Origin of the sequence: Nocardioides sp. J54, assembly GCF_000519005.1 — a bacterium.
Lineage (GTDB): Bacteria > Actinomycetota > Actinomycetes > Propionibacteriales > Nocardioidaceae > Nocardioides.
The window spans coordinates 57,558-73,139 of record NZ_JAER01000011.1 but is presented as its reverse complement, the minus strand read 5'-3'; the positions used below and the strand labels follow the sequence as shown (position 1 = coordinate 73,139).

At 68.9% G+C, this 15,582-nt stretch carries 13 protein-coding genes and 1 pseudogene; 12 read left to right on the top strand and 2 right to left on the bottom strand.

What is annotated here, in order from left to right; all coding sequences use genetic code 11:
* Positions 1-198: 198 nt before the first annotated feature.
* The gene (gene mobF / locus NOCJ54_RS0110065; protein WP_028655402.1) at positions 199-3,720 is read right to left on the bottom strand and encodes a MobF family relaxase; all 3,522 of its coding nucleotides are present in this window, start codon (positions 3,718-3,720) and stop codon (positions 199-201) included.
* Between the two features lie 360 nt (positions 3,721-4,080).
* Between mobF and NOCJ54_RS24980 the strand changes: the two genes are divergently transcribed.
* The 12 genes from NOCJ54_RS24980 (at position 4,081) to NOCJ54_RS24970 (ending at position 14,828) form a co-directional block, all read left to right on the top strand.
* Positions 4,081-4,704 (top strand): hypothetical protein, encoded by a 624-nt coding sequence (locus NOCJ54_RS24980; RefSeq protein WP_084255034.1) that lies wholly within the window; start codon positions 4,081-4,083, stop codon positions 4,702-4,704.
* Entirely contained in the window at positions 4,689-5,648 is a 960-nt protein-coding gene (locus tag NOCJ54_RS0110055) for a hypothetical protein (RefSeq protein WP_028655401.1), read from the top strand. Before NOCJ54_RS24980 ends, NOCJ54_RS0110055 begins: the two co-directional genes overlap by 16 nt.
* A 136-nt stretch (positions 5,649-5,784) precedes the next feature.
* Positions 5,785-6,351 carry an SAF domain-containing protein gene (locus NOCJ54_RS24975; RefSeq protein ID WP_036517455.1) on the top strand — a complete coding sequence of 189 codons (567 nt, stop codon included), beginning with the start codon at positions 5,785-5,787 and terminating at the stop codon, positions 6,349-6,351.
* Positions 6,352-6,900: 549 nt separating this feature from the next.
* Positions 6,901-7,119 carry a hypothetical protein gene (locus NOCJ54_RS30690; RefSeq protein WP_157514862.1) on the top strand — a complete coding sequence of 73 codons (219 nt, stop codon included), beginning with the start codon at positions 6,901-6,903 and terminating at the stop codon, positions 7,117-7,119.
* Complete coding sequence (locus NOCJ54_RS0110040) at positions 7,112-8,584, top strand: CpaF family protein (protein ID WP_036517453.1); 1,473 nt, start codon at positions 7,112-7,114, stop codon at positions 8,582-8,584. Before NOCJ54_RS30690 ends, NOCJ54_RS0110040 begins: the two co-directional genes overlap by 8 nt.
* Entirely contained in the window at positions 8,581-9,441 is an 861-nt protein-coding gene (locus NOCJ54_RS0110035) for a type II secretion system F family protein (protein ID WP_028655398.1), read from the top strand. Before NOCJ54_RS0110040 ends, NOCJ54_RS0110035 begins: the two co-directional genes overlap by 4 nt.
* The gene (locus NOCJ54_RS0110030) at positions 9,438-10,340 is read left to right on the top strand and encodes a type II secretion system F family protein (protein ID WP_036517451.1); all 903 of its coding nucleotides are present in this window, start codon (positions 9,438-9,440) and stop codon (positions 10,338-10,340) included. Before NOCJ54_RS0110035 ends, NOCJ54_RS0110030 begins: the two co-directional genes overlap by 4 nt.
* A gap of 29 nt (positions 10,341-10,369) precedes the next feature.
* Positions 10,370-10,564 carry a hypothetical protein gene (locus NOCJ54_RS0110025; RefSeq protein WP_028655396.1) on the top strand — a complete coding sequence of 65 codons (195 nt, stop codon included), beginning with the start codon at positions 10,370-10,372 and terminating at the stop codon, positions 10,562-10,564.
* Complete coding sequence (locus tag NOCJ54_RS0110020) at positions 10,533-10,967, top strand: TadE family protein (protein ID WP_028655395.1); 435 nt, start codon at positions 10,533-10,535, stop codon at positions 10,965-10,967. The genes NOCJ54_RS0110025 and NOCJ54_RS0110020 overlap by 32 nt, the downstream gene beginning before the upstream one ends.
* Positions 10,964-11,386 carry a TadE/TadG family type IV pilus assembly protein gene (locus NOCJ54_RS0110015; protein WP_028655394.1) on the top strand — a complete coding sequence of 141 codons (423 nt, stop codon included), beginning with the start codon at positions 10,964-10,966 and terminating at the stop codon, positions 11,384-11,386. The genes NOCJ54_RS0110020 and NOCJ54_RS0110015 overlap by 4 nt, the downstream gene beginning before the upstream one ends.
* Positions 11,383-11,805, top strand: coding sequence for a TadE/TadG family type IV pilus assembly protein (locus tag NOCJ54_RS0110010; RefSeq protein ID WP_028655393.1), 423 nt, complete (start codon positions 11,383-11,385; stop codon positions 11,803-11,805). Before NOCJ54_RS0110015 ends, NOCJ54_RS0110010 begins: the two co-directional genes overlap by 4 nt.
* Positions 11,802-14,828, top strand: coding sequence for a LysM peptidoglycan-binding domain-containing protein (locus NOCJ54_RS24970; protein WP_036517449.1), 3,027 nt, complete (start codon positions 11,802-11,804; stop codon positions 14,826-14,828). The genes NOCJ54_RS0110010 and NOCJ54_RS24970 overlap by 4 nt, the downstream gene beginning before the upstream one ends.
* On the opposite strand, the pseudogene NOCJ54_RS24965 reads toward NOCJ54_RS24970, so the two are convergent.
* Positions 14,825-15,546: pseudogene (locus tag NOCJ54_RS24965) on the bottom strand (IS481 family transposase); the annotation flags it as partial. The gene NOCJ54_RS24970 and the pseudogene NOCJ54_RS24965 overlap by 4 nt on opposite strands.
* Positions 15,547-15,582 lie beyond the last annotated feature (36 nt).

The window sequence follows — 15,582 nt, the reverse complement described above, 5'->3', positions numbered from 1 at the left end:
CGTGTGATCAGCACGTTCGACGGGGCGACCGCCTGCAGGAATCGTTGCACGAACGCGACCGCCGCGATGACCGGTATCGCAAGCAGGATGAGCATCGGGACCTCCCGTGGATTGGTGGACACGCCCGTCATAGGCCAGACCGCCGCCGGGTCTACGAACCTGACGTCTGCCTGTGGAAAACCGGATCACTGGACAGACCTATGGGATTGAGATGGCATTCGCAGTTGTCCCGACTGTGCGCTCGGTCGCGGACGCGGCCGCCAGGCGTTGTGCCTCCCGGGCAGCCCACTGGGCCCGCCTACGGTCGGCCCGCTGTGCGTCGTGCGCGGCTCCTCCCCCGACGGGCAGATCAGACACAACCTTGTAGCGGTCGCGGTACGCCGCGACTGTGGCTGCGGCGAGCATCCAGGACGCGTGGTCGTTCGGATCGGCCGGCGGCCTCCCCAGTCGGCGAGTCCAGGGCGCACCGGCGTCCACAGCTGCCGTCGCGAGGGCGAGGGCCCGGGCCTCGATGAGCTCGGTGCGTTCGTCGATCGCCTGGCGGTCCTCGGCGGACATCTCCCCCAGCGGCTCCGGGACGAGGCCTGCGATCAGGCGTGGGCGGAGTCCGCAGCCTCGAGGCAGGGACGCGGTTGCCTGCTCGACCCGGTAGCGAAGCACCGCGGCGATGTCGTCAGCATCGTCCAGCGCGTGCTGCGCAATCACGCGCGGAACCAGCTTCTCGAGATCGTGGTGGTAGGCCTCCGCTCTGCGGAGGGACGCGGTGAGCGGACCGAAGGCGCTCGACTGGACGACCGCTTCGTGCTGCTCAGGCGTGAGACCGGACCGCCGCAGGAGTTCCACGAACCGGTCGCGCTGGGCGTGTCCCGCGATCGTCTCGAGTTCAGCGGCGAGACGGTCGATGCCGCCGTGGATCGCGTACTCGGCCTCCATCGTCTGGTGCGCCGACATGCTGGCGCCGCTGTGTTGGAGCACGCCGAAGAGCACGGTGCGGGCCGTGACGTCGTCAGGCTCGGGAGTCGAGTGGCTGTCGTCGGGCTGGTCGAGCGCGACGTACGCGATGTTCGACTCCCGACCGCGACTCATGGAGACGTAGAGGTTCTCTCTGGTCGTCGAGGGTGTGACGACGACGTGGGAGGTGTCGACCGTGATGCCCTGGGCCCGATGTGCGGTGACGGCATACCCGAGGTCTACGTACTCGCTGACGTAGTCGGGCGGCAGCACCGTCTTGCCTCGACGTCGTGGATCGAGCCGGTCAACGAGCATCGAGCCGTCGCAGCGTATGTCGACCACCCGCCAGCGGTCGCCGTTCTTGACCCAGCCACCGCGAGAGGTCCGCAGGGTGCGCTCGTTCCGCCGGGTGATGACGACATCCCCAACCGAGGCGGTATTGCCGGCGGCCAGCGGCATCTCGCGACCGTCGACGGCGCCCTCGAGCAGCAGCCGTTCGGCGCGGGCCCGCTCGTTCAGGGTTCGTACGGCATGCGACGACTCGGTCACGAGGATGCTGGCCTTCCCGGCGCTGCAGTCCGCACGCCACGCCTCGTACGCCCGATCGAGCATCTCGTCGGTCAGTCCCTCGCGGATTCGCTTCTGGCGGATGTACGTCGAGAGGACCTCGACCTCACCCCGGCGAAGGGCGAGGGAAGCGTGCTTCTCCCACTCGTTCACGAAGCGATGGATGTCGGTCAGCTCCGGGGCATCGGTGCGGCGATCGACCAGGAGCGCGAAGGCGCCCCCGGCCTCGACGGACTGAAGTTGATACGGATCACCGACGAGCAGGACCTTGGCTCCCGCGGGCTCTGCGATGCTGCTGATCCGGTCGAGCGTGGCCGTTCCCGCGAGCGTGGCCTCGTCGATGATCACCAGTTGCCCGGCGCGCAGATCCGTGCGCCCTTGGTCGTACTCATGCAGCCACTTCGCCGTGTTGTCACAGGCGACCCCCAGGTCGTCGGCCAGCGCCTGTGCAGCTGTCGCCGATGGCGCGAGCCCGATGACACTCCCCTGCCCATGCTCGTCGATCCACGCGGAGCGAAGGGCGCGCATCGTTGTCGTCTTGCCGGCGCCCGCGGGGCCAACCAGCAGGTCCAGCTTCCGGCCGGACGAGGTGATGCTCTCGAGCGCGGTCCGCTGTTGGGTGCTGAGGCGACCCCTCGAATGCCTCACCACCCGCGCCAGCGTGCTGCCCCGCACGGTCGGCGCGGTCGTGGCTTCCGAGCGGTCCAGGAGACGTGCTTCTGCATCGATGATCGCGGTCGAGGAGTACTTGGCCGAGTGCCGCGGCCGGAAGAGGCTCGTGCCGTCCTCGCGCTGGAAGCGGATCGGACTGCTCGCGAGCTCCGGCGGAGTCAGCGACACCGACTGACCCTGAGCTGCGTCGACCACCATGGCAACCACCGCCTCGCGGTCCGCACTAGTCGCGAACCGTAGGTCCATCGTCTGCTTCGACGCCTCGGCCATGAGGTTCCAGTGGGTCCACACCGCCCTCTTGACCTCGACCGCAGCCACGACGTCAGCGGCGATCGCCTCGATCGCTGCCAAGGGAACGTCGTCGACGGTGAGCGGTGCCCCAGCACCAAGGAGCGTTGCTGCCCACGCGGTCGCATCCGCGCCCAGTCGCTCGGATGCGCGGCGTCGCCACTCGGCTGTCAGGTCAAGGAGCGACCGGAGCTCCTTTGGTGGCCGAGTCGCCAGGGTCGCATGGGCGCGCAGCTCCACGATGGTCCTGGCCGACGGCATCCGACCGTGCCGTGTCACGTACTCGGCGATGAGCTCGTCCTTCTTGAGTTCGATCTCGCGGGTCCGGCTCGAGAACTCGGCGATGAGCTCATCGCTGATGCCGGCGATCTCCCATTGCGGGTTGCGGTCGGCACTGCGTTGGCGCAGCTCCCACTCGACGCCGATGTCTCGGCTGAGTCGGTCGGCCAGCAGGGCGTTGTAGTGCGCTGACAGTCCCGTGACGGAGGAGAACACCGGGCGGCCGTCGAGGCTGCGCCACCGTCCGTCCATCACGGTCAGCACCTTGTTGGATACCACCACGTGCGTGTGGAGCTGTGGGTCTCCGGCGCGGGAGTCGAAGTGGTCGTAGGCGACGGCGGCGACCCCTGCCACGCTGACCTGGGCCACGGCGCCGTCGCTGTCGGAGATTCCGGCCCGCGTCGCGGCCACCTCTCGCTCGAAGAAGGCGATGACGTCGGCGACAGCCGCATGATGTGCTTCTGCGATCCGCTCCTGGGTGGCCGCATCGGCGACTGCCCATAGCACCGACACCGACTTGGGGACGCTGAAGGTGAGATCGAAACCCGCCACGGCCTGGCGCGTGCCGGCAGCGGTCTCCTCGGCCTCGATTCGGCTCGTTTCGGCCGCGCAGTCCTCCTGCGTCATCTCCGGATCGAGAGCCGCCACGCGCTCGTCGATGCGGTCCACCAGGCGCTTGTACGTCGGATACGCGCGCCCGAGCTGCTCTCCCGTGATCGGATCCCGCCCCATGCCGATCAGCAGCGCGAGCTGCTCCTCGGTCACCTGCATCCCCGCAGCCAGCTGACCGCTCCCCAGCGCACGGACTCCGGAGCCGAGCCAGCGGCCTGGCGGCGTACCGACCTCGGAGTAGTACCGGGTGAGCGGCGTCGACAGGGCCCTGCTGCCGTCACCGACGGCGACGCTGCGCAGCAGGTACTGGTAGCCGCTGCCAGCGGACATCCGCCGCAGCGACACCGTCACGGCCGTTTCCGTTCCACAGCCTTCAGGTGCGCTTCTCCATCCACAGACCCCTCGATCTGCAAACCGTGTGAAGGCGAGAGGGGCTGGGGTGAACGAGGTGGAGCCGGAAGGCGAAGAGCAGGGACGGAGCGAGGGCGGGAACGGAAGGTGGCGGGAGGAGGTGAAGAAGGACCAGGGAGAGGTGGAGTTGTCCGAGAGGTTGGAAGGTAGGGAGCACCTGAGCGGTGGCCCGGGAAGGCAAAGAACGGACGGGCCGAAACCGAGAAACGGGCTTACGATGAGGCCCAGACGATGCACGCACCGCCCGCTGGGTGTCGTCTGCGCCTCGAGCCGAGCGGCGAGAGGATGCGAGCAAACGCCATGAAGATTCGACTCGGGTTGATCTCCTGGGCGACCGGCATGCTGATGTTGGCCGCGGTCTCCGCCTGTGGCGGCAGCGATCCTGATCCCCCGGCGACCGCCGAGCCGTCGTCGACACCGTCGAGCTCAGCGGCAACGCCGAGCGCTTCGCCGAGCTCCCCGTCGGACGAGGCGAGCGCCGGTGCAACCGACGCGGTTCGGAGCTACTTTATGGTGGTCGATCAGCTCCGCAGCGATCCTGGGGCCGACCTCAAGAAGCTGAAGACCGTCGCGACTAGCGCGCAGCTCAACGCCGTCACGACCTTGATCGACCGGTCGCGCGACGAGGGCCAGCGGCAGACCGGCACGACAGCCATCAACGAGCTGCAGGTCCAGTCGGTCAATCTCGACAACTCCGACCCGAAGGCCGGCAAGGTACCCACGGTCGTCATCGACGTCTGCTGGGACGTCAGCAAGGTCGACGTGCTCGACAAGAGCGGCAAGTCGATCGTCTCCCCCGACCGCCCGGACACCGGGTGGACGCGTTACACCGTCGCTAACTACAAGTACGCCGCCGACCCGACCGGCGGCTGGCGCGTGGCGACGGGCCAGGACCTCAAGCAGACGCCATGCGCGGCATCCTGACTCGCCTCCTCCTGACTGCGCTCACCGCCGCCGGCCTCTCCATCCTCGCCCAGACTCCGTCGCATGCGGACACCGTGTGCTCGCAGACCGACCCCGCGACGGGCGAGTGCCTCATCTGGATCGAGGTGCCGGGCACGCCGGGTACCCCAGGTGAGCCAGGCGACGACGGACCACAGGACACCGGCAGCGGAGCCGCCTGCTACTGGGACGGCACGAGCCAGGGCGTCACGAAGCCACCGCCAGGGCCCGTCCCCTGCACGAAGGACGGCGCCTACTGGTCGAACACGTACCACTGCTATATCAGCCCGGTCGAGCCTCCGCCGCCTGCAGGCGACCCGAGCTGGCAGGGTCATGAGCCCGGCGACGGCGCTGTGTACTACTGCGACCAGCCGCAGACGGGTCTGCTCATCACGATCTGGTCCCAGGACCCGCCGCCGAACTCCGGCACCGGACCAACTCCGCGCGAGGTGGCGCAGATCGCGATCGAGGAGATGCATCTGTCGGCCATCAACATCGGCATCGCGCCGGAGCCGGGTCCGGACAGCGTCGGCCTGGTCGGAATGCCAGTCTGGATGTGGGCCAAGGATCCGAACGCCCACACCGTCGGGCCCATCACTGAGAGCGCCTCCGCCGGCGGCATCACAGTCACGGCCACCGCGAAGGTCCTCCACATCACCTGGGACATGGGAGACGGCACCGAAGTCGTCTGCGACACGGCGGGCACGCCGTACAAGCCGTCGTACGGGAGGAAGGACTCCCCCGACTGCGGCCACACCTACACGAAGTCGAGCGCGCACGAGGCCGACGACGCCTACACCGTCACGGCCACGTCGAGCTGGGTCATCACGTGGTCGGGCGCCGGCCAGACGGGAACGATCCGGCTCGACGGCCTCAACCGCTCGACACAGATCCGGATCGGCGAGGCGCAGGTGCTCGTGAACTGACGAGCTGCGCGGGAGGTACGACGAAGTGTCCACAACTGCCCGAGAGGACCGGCGGACCGGCCCGCGCCCCACCACGCCGGAGACCGCCGCCACCATCACTCCTCCGCCCAAGCTACGGAGACGCCCTGCGCTCGTCGTGGCCGCGGTCGTCGTGACCGCGCTCGGCTGCCTGCTCGGCGCGTGGGCCTGGAGCGCGACGACCAACACGCAGGAAGTGCTCGCCGCCCGCGACACCATTCACCGCGGCGAGGTGATCGAGGCCGAGGACATCCAGCGGATCCGGATCAGCGCCGACCCGGCGCTGTCGCCGCTGCCCGCTTCGGCGTTCGACCATGTCGTCGGGCAGCGCGCAGCGCTCGACATCGCGGCTGGCGGCCTGCTCACCAGCGAGTCGACGGCCGACGAGCCGCTACCTCCGCAGGGCCAGTCGATCGTCGGAATCTCCCTGACACCCGCACAGGTGCCCGGAATGCCTCTGTACGGCGGCGACAAGGTCCGCATCATCGTCACGCCGGGCGACAACGGAGGGGCACCCGCCAACTCCCCGCAGTTCACGGTCGCCGAGGTCGTCGACACCTACCTGGACGAGACGACCGGCAACACCGTCGTCAACGTCTTGGTGCCTCATGCCGATGCCGGACTCCTTGCCGCGCGAGCCGCCACCGGGAACGTCGCCTTGGTGCTGGACTCCGGAGCCGAATGATGGCCGTCATCTGCCTGACCTCTGCATCCGGCTCGCCCGGCGTCACCACGACGGCCGTCGGGCTCGCGATTTGTTGGCCGCGCCCTGTGCTTCTCGTCGAGGCGGACCCCACCGGAGGCTCCGGCATCCTCGCCGGGTTCATGAGGGGCACGACGCCGTACGACGCTGGACTCGTCGAACTGGCGCTCTCGCCGCTGAGCACGGCGGATGCGCTGCGGGACGTCGTTCGGCCATTGAGCCCGAACGTCTCCCTCGTCGCGGGAACCCGGACACACGCCCAGGCGGCGGCACTCCGCGACGTGTGGGAACCACTCGGCTCGGCCTTGCGGGAACTCGAAGCAAGCGGGCAGGACGTCATCGTCGATGCGGGCAGGCTCGGGCTGGCGGGGTCGCCCCAGCAGCTCCTGGACTCGGCTGACGCAACCCTGCTGGTCACTCGCGCCAACCTGCCGGCAATCTCCGCGGCACGCTCATGGGCCGACACCGTCCGCGAACCCGGGACCGGATGGAGGCACCCGGGCCTGCTCCTGATCGGCGAAGGTCAGCCCTATCGAGACAGCGAGGTCTCCAAGGTGCTCGGCATGCCCGTGGTGGCCGACCTCCCCGACGATCCGGCGGCGGCCGCCGTCTACCACCGCGGCGCGCACCCGCCCCGTCACTTCGAGACAGGCCCCTACATCCGGGGGCTCCAGGCAGCAGCTCAGTCGGTCCAGGCACACGTCGCACGTGGTCGGTTCGCCATCGCCGAGGAGGCCAGGCGATGACTGAGGCCTCCCGCTACATGAGCGAGTACGGCGAGCTGTCGCGCCTGCCGCTGTTTACCCAGCCGAGCAACGGGTCGACGCCAGTAGCCGCGAAGCTCGGCGCTCCAGTCACCGCTCCTCCGCCGTCGGGCCCTGATGTCGACTGGCCGATCGTCGCGGAGCTGCGCGCTCGAGCGTCCGAGCAGCTGAGCCAGGCCGTCGCCTCAGACCGAAGCCGACTCGACAGAGCAGCTCAGCAGGAGCTCGGGCGTTCGATCGTCCTCGACCTCATCGAGTCAGCGATGGCCGACGACGTCGACGCCGGCCGCGGCGCTTGGAGCCCGGCGCGCCAGCAGGCTACGGCGCAGGCGGTCTTCGACTCGCTCTTCCGCCTGGGTCGACTGCAGCCTCTGGTCGACAACGACGACATCGAGAACATCGTCATCGTCGGCCACGACAACGTCCTCCTGGAACTGGTCGACGGCACCTTGGTCGATGGCCCATCAGTCGCTGACTCCGACCAGGAGCTCATTGACTTCCTGGTCTTCCTTGCCTCGCGCAGCGAGGTCAACGCTCGGTCCTTCTCCGAGGCCCAGCCGAGGCTGCATCTGCGATTGGACGGCGGATCCCGCCTGGCCGCCGCGGCCTGGGTCACGCCCCGTCCCTCAGTCGTGATCCGTCGACACCGGCTGATGCAGGTCACCCTCGACGACCTCGTCGCCAGAGAGATGATGACGCCAACCGCGGCATCGTTCCTGCGCGCCGCTGTCCGAGCACGACGCTCGATCGTCGTGGCTGGCGCCCAGGGAGCGGGCAAGACAACCCTCGTCCGCGCGCTCTGTGCCGAGATCGACGCCATGGAGGCGATCGGCACCTTCGAGACCGAGTATGAGCTCCACCTCCACGAGTTGGGCCGCCACAAGGTCGTCCACGCCTGGGAGGCACGGCCGGGGTCCGGAGAGCGCGGGCCTGATGGCCGCCAGGCCGGCGAGTTCACTCTCGACGAGGCCCTCGTCGACTCCTTCCGGTTCAACCTCTCCCGTCAGATCGTCGGCGAGGTACGAGGCAAGGAGATCTGGGCGATGATCAAGGCGATGGAGTCCGGCACCGGCTCCATCTCGACGACCCACGCGGCTGATGCCGTGTCGGCCGTCCGCAAGCTCGTCACCTGTGCGATGGAGGCCGGGCCACACGTCACCCAGGGGCTCGCCACAAGCAAACTCGCGGCCACGGTGGATCTGATCGTCCAGCTGAGCATGAAGACCACGGCCGTTCCCGGGGGCGCACAGCGGACGAGGAGGGTCGCCGAGATCATCGCCCTCACCCCCGGCGAGAAGGAGGTGGGGTACGCGACCACACACGTCTTCCGTGCCGATGCGTCAGGTGTCGCCGTACCGGACGTGCTTCCCGACGAGTACCGCGCACTGGCCCACTACGGCTTCGACCTTGCGGCGTACCTCTCGACCCAGCCGTACGGAGGCCAGCCGTGACTCCCTTGCTTCCCGCCCTCGCGGGTGGACTGATCGCCGCCGGATTCCTCGGCATCGTCCTCGGCCTGCGGCCAACGGCCGAACCACCTCGCCAGAAGCGGTTGGCCCAATCCCGCCGTGTGGCCTTGACCTCGCGCACCCGGATGCTTCTCCTGGCCGGCGTCGGGCTGGGCATCCTCGGCTGGATCATCACCGGATGGGTACTTGCGCTGGTCATTGCGCCGGTGGCGGTCATCGGACTGCCGGCTCTGCTGGGCGCTCCGCCCGCCGCCACCCAGATCAACCGTCTCGAGGCGATGGAGGAATGGACGCGTTCGCTCTCCGGCGTCCTCACCGTTGGTATCGGGCTCGAGCAGGCGCTGGTCGCGACGCTGCGTTCCACGCCGGCGCCGATCAGCCCTGAAGTCAGTCGGCTCGTCGCTCGCCTTCGTGCCCGGTGGGACACCGAGACGGCGCTCAGGGCCTTCGCGGACGAGCTCGACGATGCGACCGGCGACCTGATCGCCGCGAACCTCATCCTCGGAGCACGCCGCCGCGGCGCCGGGCTCGCGAGCGTTCTCGAAGGTCTCGCGGAGTCGGTCGCGGCCGACGTACGGGCCCGCCGCCAGGTGGAGGCCGACCGAGCAAAGCCTCGCGCGACCGCTCGCTGGGTGACACTCATCAGCGCCAGCGTCCTGGTCGTCCTGGCCCTGTCCGGCCAGTACGTCGAGCCGTACGCGACCGCCATCGGCCAAGTGATCCTCGTCGTGCTTCTCTCGGCGTACGTCGGCACCCTGATCTGGATGCGGCGCATGGCCACCGGCAAACCGCTGCCGCGCTTCCTCGAAGCCCGACCCGATGCGGTGGCGACGCCATGATCACGGGTCTCCAGTTGGCGGTCCTGTCCGGCGGCCTGATCGGCCTCGGACTCGCTCTGGTCGTCGCGCGACTCCTGCCCGCGGAGCCGGACCTCGCGGACGCGTTGGAGAGGGTCTCGTCCACGCGCCACCGCATCACAGGCGGTGCCGCAGCCGCCCGGACCGGTAAGGAACGACTCGGGCTCTGGGGCATGCGGGTGTTGCCTTCGGGAGTGTGGGTGCGGACGCCGACCCGCGAGCTTGCCCTGCTCCGGATATCCGTCGCGCAGTTCTACGGCGAAAAGCTCACCTTCGCGGGCCTCGGTCTCCTCATCCCACCCGGGCTCACTCTGCTCTTCAACTCCCTCGGCCTCGGCCTTCCACTTCAGATCCCGGCGCTCGCGTCGATCGCCCTCGCGGCCGTCATGTTCTTCATCCCGAACTACAACGCGCTCGATGAGGCGCGGAAGGCGCGCGTCGAGTTCGCGCGCGCCCTCGGCGCCTACATCGACCTGGTCGCACTCGAAAGGCACAACGGCATAGGTGTCCGACAGGCCATGGAGGCAGCGGCGGAGGTCGGCGACTCCTGGGTCTTCACCCGCCTCTCGGAGGAGCTGACCCGGTCGCGCTGGTCGGGCCTCCCGCCTTGGGACGCATTGCACACCTTGGCAGAGGAGCTCGGACTGCCCGAGCTCGACGACTTCGCCGACATCATGCGGCTCTCCGGCGAGGAGGGAGCGAGCGTGTACGCCACCCTGCGTGCCCGGTCCGCCGCCATGCGCACGGCGATGCTCAACGAAGAGATCGCCCAGGCGAACGCCGTCGGCGAGCGGATGACCATCCCCGGCTCGCTGCTGGGCGTCATATTCATGGCCCTGCTCGTTGCCCCCTCATTGCTTCGCATGTTCACGACCTCGTGACACGGAAGGACAGATCCAAGGAGGAACTCATGTTGAAAGTCCTGATCCTGCTTCAGCTGGCGGTCCTGACCGCGTACGACGACCTGCGAGCCGCCCGGCGAGACGAGCGTGGCTCGGTGACCACGGAGCACGTCCTCTGGGCTGTCGCCGTGATCGCCATCGTCGGGATTGTGGTCGCGGCCGTGACGACCTATGTCAAAACTCAGGCCGGCAACATCAAGTAGCCGCCGCCGGCGGCGCGACGACCGGGGCTCGGTCTCCATCGAGCTCGTCATCCTGCTGCCCGCGCTATTCGCGGTCATGTTCCTTGGGATGCAGGCGGCGCTCTTCTACCACGCACGGACGGTCGCCATCGCCGCGGCGCAGGAGGGCGCACGAGCGGCCGGTGCTGAACACGGCCGGGAGGCTGACGGCGTCGGAGCGGCCAACGACTTCCTCGCTGAAGCTGGTGGCGACGACGTGATCACCGGGACCTCGACCACCGCCAATCGCACGACCACGACCGCGACAGTCACGGTCACGGGGTTCAGCCTGAGCGTGATCCCCGGATGGAACGTTCGGATCACACAGAGCGCGTCGGTCCCCGTTGAGCGGCTCACTGCTCCCAACGCGGCGGGGACACCATGAAGCGGCGAGACGAGCGCGGGTCGGCGGCCATCGAGTCGGCGATCGGCGTACCTGCCTTCGCGCTGTTTGTCGGCCTGATCATCTTCGGCGGCCGCACGGCGACCACCCACGAGGCGCTGCAGTCGGCCGCCGCGGACGGCGCCAGATCGGCCTCGCTGGCGCGGGACGCGCAGACCGCACGCGCCGACGCTCACGCGGCAGCTATAGCGAGTATCGCGAACCAGAAGATCGGCTGCTCCGACGTGGACGTCAGCGTCGACACCAACGACTTCAACAAGCAGCCCGGTGTCCCCGGCTCAGTCGACGTCACGGTCTCCTGCCGCCTGAACCTCTCCGACCTGGCGGTCCCGGGCGTCCCCGGCTCGCGGGTCATGCAGGCGACCATGTCCAGCCCGATCGACACCTGGCGGGAACGATGAGCCGGCGGCGCGACGAGCGCGGCTCGATCACCGTCTGGCTGGCCCTGGCCAGTTTCGTAATGATGTTCCTCGTCGGACTCGCCGTCGACCTCGGCGGCCAGGTGCACGCCCACGAACGAGCCCACGATGTGGCAGCCCAAGCGGCACGCGCCGGCGGCGAGGAGGTCGAGGGTAGTGCGGCCATCCAAGGGCGGGAGCTCACCATCAGCCCTGCTGCCGCTCGTGCCGCCGCCCAGCGCTATCTCGACTCCGCGGGCGTCACCGGGACGGTCGAGATCACCAATGGCGACACGATCACGGTCACAGTGCAGGACTCGTATGACCCGCGGTTCCTGGGCTTGATCGGCATCCATCGTCTTGACGTGTCGGGCACCGCGACGGCTCGCCTGATCCGCACCCTCGGAGGTAGCCAGCGATGAGCACTCTCAACTCCCGCATGCGTGGCCTGGCAGCCACGCTGGCCCTTGTCGCTTTCGTGCTCGGTGTACCGGCCGTCTTGGTCGCGATCGACGCGGTTCCGGACCTGGCGCAGTTCGCGTGGTCGCGACTCACCGCACCGGACGACGGCACGCTCGTGGTCGAGCTGATCGCCGCGGTCTGCTGGATCGCCTGGGCAGTGTTCACCTGCCAGGTCGTCGCATCGATCGTCGCGCAGGTTAGGGGCATCCGCACGCCACGGTTGCCTGGACTGGCCGTGCCGCAGGTCGCGGCCGATCGACTCGTCGCGGCAGCTGCCCTGCTCTTCGTCGCCTTGCCGACGGCGACCACGCTCCTGCCCCAGCCGAGGGCCGAGGCCGCCGCGACAGCCACACCATTGCGCGATGACTCCCGAGTCACGGTCGCGCCCGCCGCTGCCGCTGCACCGGCGCCAACGGTCGAGCACGACCAGGAGAGAGAGCCAGAGGTCGAGCGATACACGGTCAAGCGTGGCGACAGCCTCTGGAAGATCGCCGAAGAGCGCCTCGGCGACGGCACACGGTACGTCGAGCTCGTCGCGCTCAACCGGGCCGTCCTCGACGGTCGTCCCGACTTCCTCCTGCCGGGCACCATCCTGCGAGTGCCTGTCGCCGAGACCGCTCCGGCGGACGCCTACATCGTGCAGCCCGGCGACACCCTCTCGGAGATCTCAGAGCACGAGCTCGGCGACGCCGACGCCTACCCCACGATCTACGAGGCCTCCCGGAACACCGTCCAGCCCAACGGAGACCGCCTCACAGATCCCGACCTGATCCTGCCCGGGTGGAAGCTGACCATCCCCGGCCAGCCGCCGCCGGACTCACGGGAACCGAAGCACGCCACGCCGCCCGAGAAGGCTCCCGATACAAGCCCACCCCCGCCCGAGGTGACGCCTTCTGAACCGGTCGGCGAAGCGGAGGCTGACTCCGACGCGCCAGGCAAGAGTTCGGATGACAGCGTCGTGCCCAGCTGGCTCGTTCCCGGCCTCGCCGGGGCGGGAGCGGTCCTCGGCGGCGCGCTCTGGATCGCGCTGCGCGCGCAACGACGAACCCAACTGCGCCATCGACGTCCGGGGAGGGTCATCCCTCCCCCGCCCGCCGAGCTAGTTCCAGCCGAGAAGACGGCACGGGCCACCGCATCGGTGGTCGCGCCCCGGATCGACGCACTCGACGCCGCAATGCGATCTCTGCCGGCGCTGCGCCTGGTCACCGCGACGCTCTCTGCCGACGAGATCTCCCTCGTTCTTGGCGAGCCAGCCCAGCTGCCAGAGCCATGGTCGGGGGCAGGCACCGAGTGGCGAATCGGTCTGGCCGCGGTGCCCGAGCGCCCCGAGAACTCGTTCCCGCCCTACCCACTCCTGGTGAGCGTCGGGCAAGGCAACGACGGCTCCTTCCTGTTCCTCAACCTCGAGGAGCTCCGCACGGTCACCGTCACGGGCGACACCGACCGGAAGGCCTCGTTCGCACGCCACGTGGCGGCTGAACTGGCCGTCAACCCGTGGTCGATCGTCACGACGGTCGACCTCCTCGGCCTCGGCGCCGACCTGGCATCTTTCAACCTCGGACGCCTACGCACGCACTCTCCCGGAGACACTGGCTTCATCGCCGAGCTCACGCGCAACTTGTCGTCCAGCAACGAGCCGGTCGACCCCGACGACTTCCACGCGGTGATCATTGCTTCGGCGGACGCCACCACATCGGGTCTCGATGCGCTCGCAGAGGCGATCGAGGCGGTCCCCGGTCGCTCGGCGGCAGTGCTGGTGGATCTCGACGGCGAGCCTCGCTCCTCGAGCGCTCACCTGCAGCTCACCGGCGACGGGCGCCTCCAGTCGCCCAACCTCGGAGTCGATGTTCTCGCGGCGGAATTGAGTGCGGACGAGGCCCGCGCGTGTGCCCTACTCCTCGACCTCACGCTCGACGAGACCGTCGTTCCCGTCCCAGACCGCGAGGAGGACAACGTGGTCTCGGACCTCGGGGGTGCGCTGGTTGACCAACTGACCGAGCCACGCTCCGAGGGGGCGGTCGGCGAGGCGTCCCTGCTGCCTCTCGATGCACTCGTCTACGCCGAGTCCGCCGCGACGACCGTGGAGGACGTCGAGGTGCTCGCGCCGAAGGCAACGCGTGAGGCTCGCACGGCTGTTGAGACCGCGGACCCGGGCCTGGACGAGGATCTCGCCCGCTGGGAGTCGCCCGCGCTGTCATCGCCCAAGCTGGTGCTCCTCGGACCAGTCGGGGCCCGGACGACCGGGGACACAAAGGCAACGGCACACCGACGGCCGTTCTACGTCGAACTGTTGGCGTACCTCGCCCTCCACCCCAACGGGGTCACCGCGCATGACGTCGCCGACGCGTTCGGGATCCGCCCGGAGCGGGTCCGGGTCGACATGAGCCAACTGCGCCGATGGCTGGGTACGAACCCGCGAACCGGCGAGCCGTACCTGCCGAAGGCCGCTTCTGCCGGTGGTACCGAGGCGCCGGCCCTCTACAGGCTCGACGGCGTCCTGTGCGACCTGGATCTCTTCCGGCGTCTCCGCGCGCGAGGCCAGAGTCGCGGGGCCGACGGCATTGACGATCTGATCGCGGCGCTTCGACTGGTCACCGGTGAACCGTTCACGGAACTGCGCAAGGACCACTGGAACTGGCTTCTCGACGGTGACCGGTGGGACCACATCATGACCAGCGCCATCGTCGATGTCGGACACATCGTCACCACCCACGCGCTTGCCGCCGGCGAGCCTGCACTCGCGATGTGGGCTGCTCAGGTCGCCTACACCGCGGCGCCGTACGACGAGGTCGCGCAACTCGACATGATCCAGGCGGAGAGGGCCAACGGTCATGACGGGGAGGCAGACCGGGACCTGAACGACAAGGTCATCAATCGCCGCGACGACGAGCTGCCGCCGATCGAACTCCCGGGGCGGACTGCGCAGATCGTCCACGGCAAGGACTGGGGAAGACGCCCACCGCGCCCTCGGCAGACCGGCTAGTTGTGATGTCCAGGGAGGTTGGTCAGCCGGGTGATCGGCGGTTTGCCTCCGATTGCTGAGTGGGCGCGGTGGTGATTGTAGAAGTGGAGCCATCCCGGCAGCGCGTCGTCGCGTTGCGCGGTTGAGTCGTAGAGCCGGGCGTAGGTCCAGCCGTCGGCCAGGGTGCGGTGGAAGCGTTCGATCTTGCCGTTGGTCTGCGGTCGGTAGGGCCGGGTCCGCTTGGGGGTGATCCCGAGGTCAACGCAGGCGTCGCGCCAGGCGTAGGAGCGGTAGGCCGAGCCGTTGTCGGAGAGCACTCCCTCGATGGTGACGCCGTGGTCGGCGAACCAGGCGGTCGCTCGTTGCAGCACTCCGATCGCGGTGGCGGCCTTCTCGTCGGGGCAGATCTCGGCATAGGCGGCCCGGGAGTGGTCATCGATCACGGTGTGCACGAACGCGGTCCCGATCGCGGGGCGGGAGCGCTTGCCGCGTTCACCGGTCCTTCGAGCCGTCGCGCGGGCGTTGAGTTTGCTCTGCTGCCTGCTCAAGAACCGATGGCCGCTGCCGTCGGGGATGTTGGCGAACTTGGTGACGTCGACATGGATCAGTGAGCCGGGGTGGGGTGTTCGTAGCGGCGTAGTGGTTCGCCGGTGACCCGGTCGATGTGGGAGAGCCGGTTGATCCGGCAGCGCACGAGCACTGCGTGCACGGTCGAGGCCTGCATGCCGAGCCGGCCGGCGGAGCTTGTCAAGATTTCTGTGTAAGCGATCGGTCC

Bases quoted from the DNA above. Each gene is read 5' to 3' on its own strand.
- NOCJ54_RS24980 (WP_084255034.1), top strand. From the start codon at position 4,081: ATGAAGATTCGACTCGGGTTGATCTCCTGGGCGACCGGCATGCTGATG.
- NOCJ54_RS0110055 (WP_028655401.1), top strand. From the start codon at position 4,689: ATGCGCGGCATCCTGACTCGCCTCCTCCTGACTGCGCTCACCGCCGCC.
- NOCJ54_RS0110040 (WP_036517453.1), top strand. From the start codon at position 7,112: ATGACTGAGGCCTCCCGCTACATGAGCGAGTACGGCGAGCTGTCGCGC.
- NOCJ54_RS0110030 (WP_036517451.1), top strand. From the start codon at position 9,438: ATGATCACGGGTCTCCAGTTGGCGGTCCTGTCCGGCGGCCTGATCGGC.
- NOCJ54_RS0110025 (WP_028655396.1), top strand. From the start codon at position 10,370: ATGTTGAAAGTCCTGATCCTGCTTCAGCTGGCGGTCCTGACCGCGTAC.
- NOCJ54_RS0110020 (WP_028655395.1), top strand. From the start codon at position 10,533: ATGTCAAAACTCAGGCCGGCAACATCAAGTAGCCGCCGCCGGCGGCGC.
- NOCJ54_RS0110015 (WP_028655394.1), top strand. From the start codon at position 10,964: ATGAAGCGGCGAGACGAGCGCGGGTCGGCGGCCATCGAGTCGGCGATC.
- NOCJ54_RS0110010 (WP_028655393.1), top strand. From the start codon at position 11,383: ATGAGCCGGCGGCGCGACGAGCGCGGCTCGATCACCGTCTGGCTGGCC.
- NOCJ54_RS24970 (WP_036517449.1), top strand. From the start codon at position 11,802: ATGAGCACTCTCAACTCCCGCATGCGTGGCCTGGCAGCCACGCTGGCC.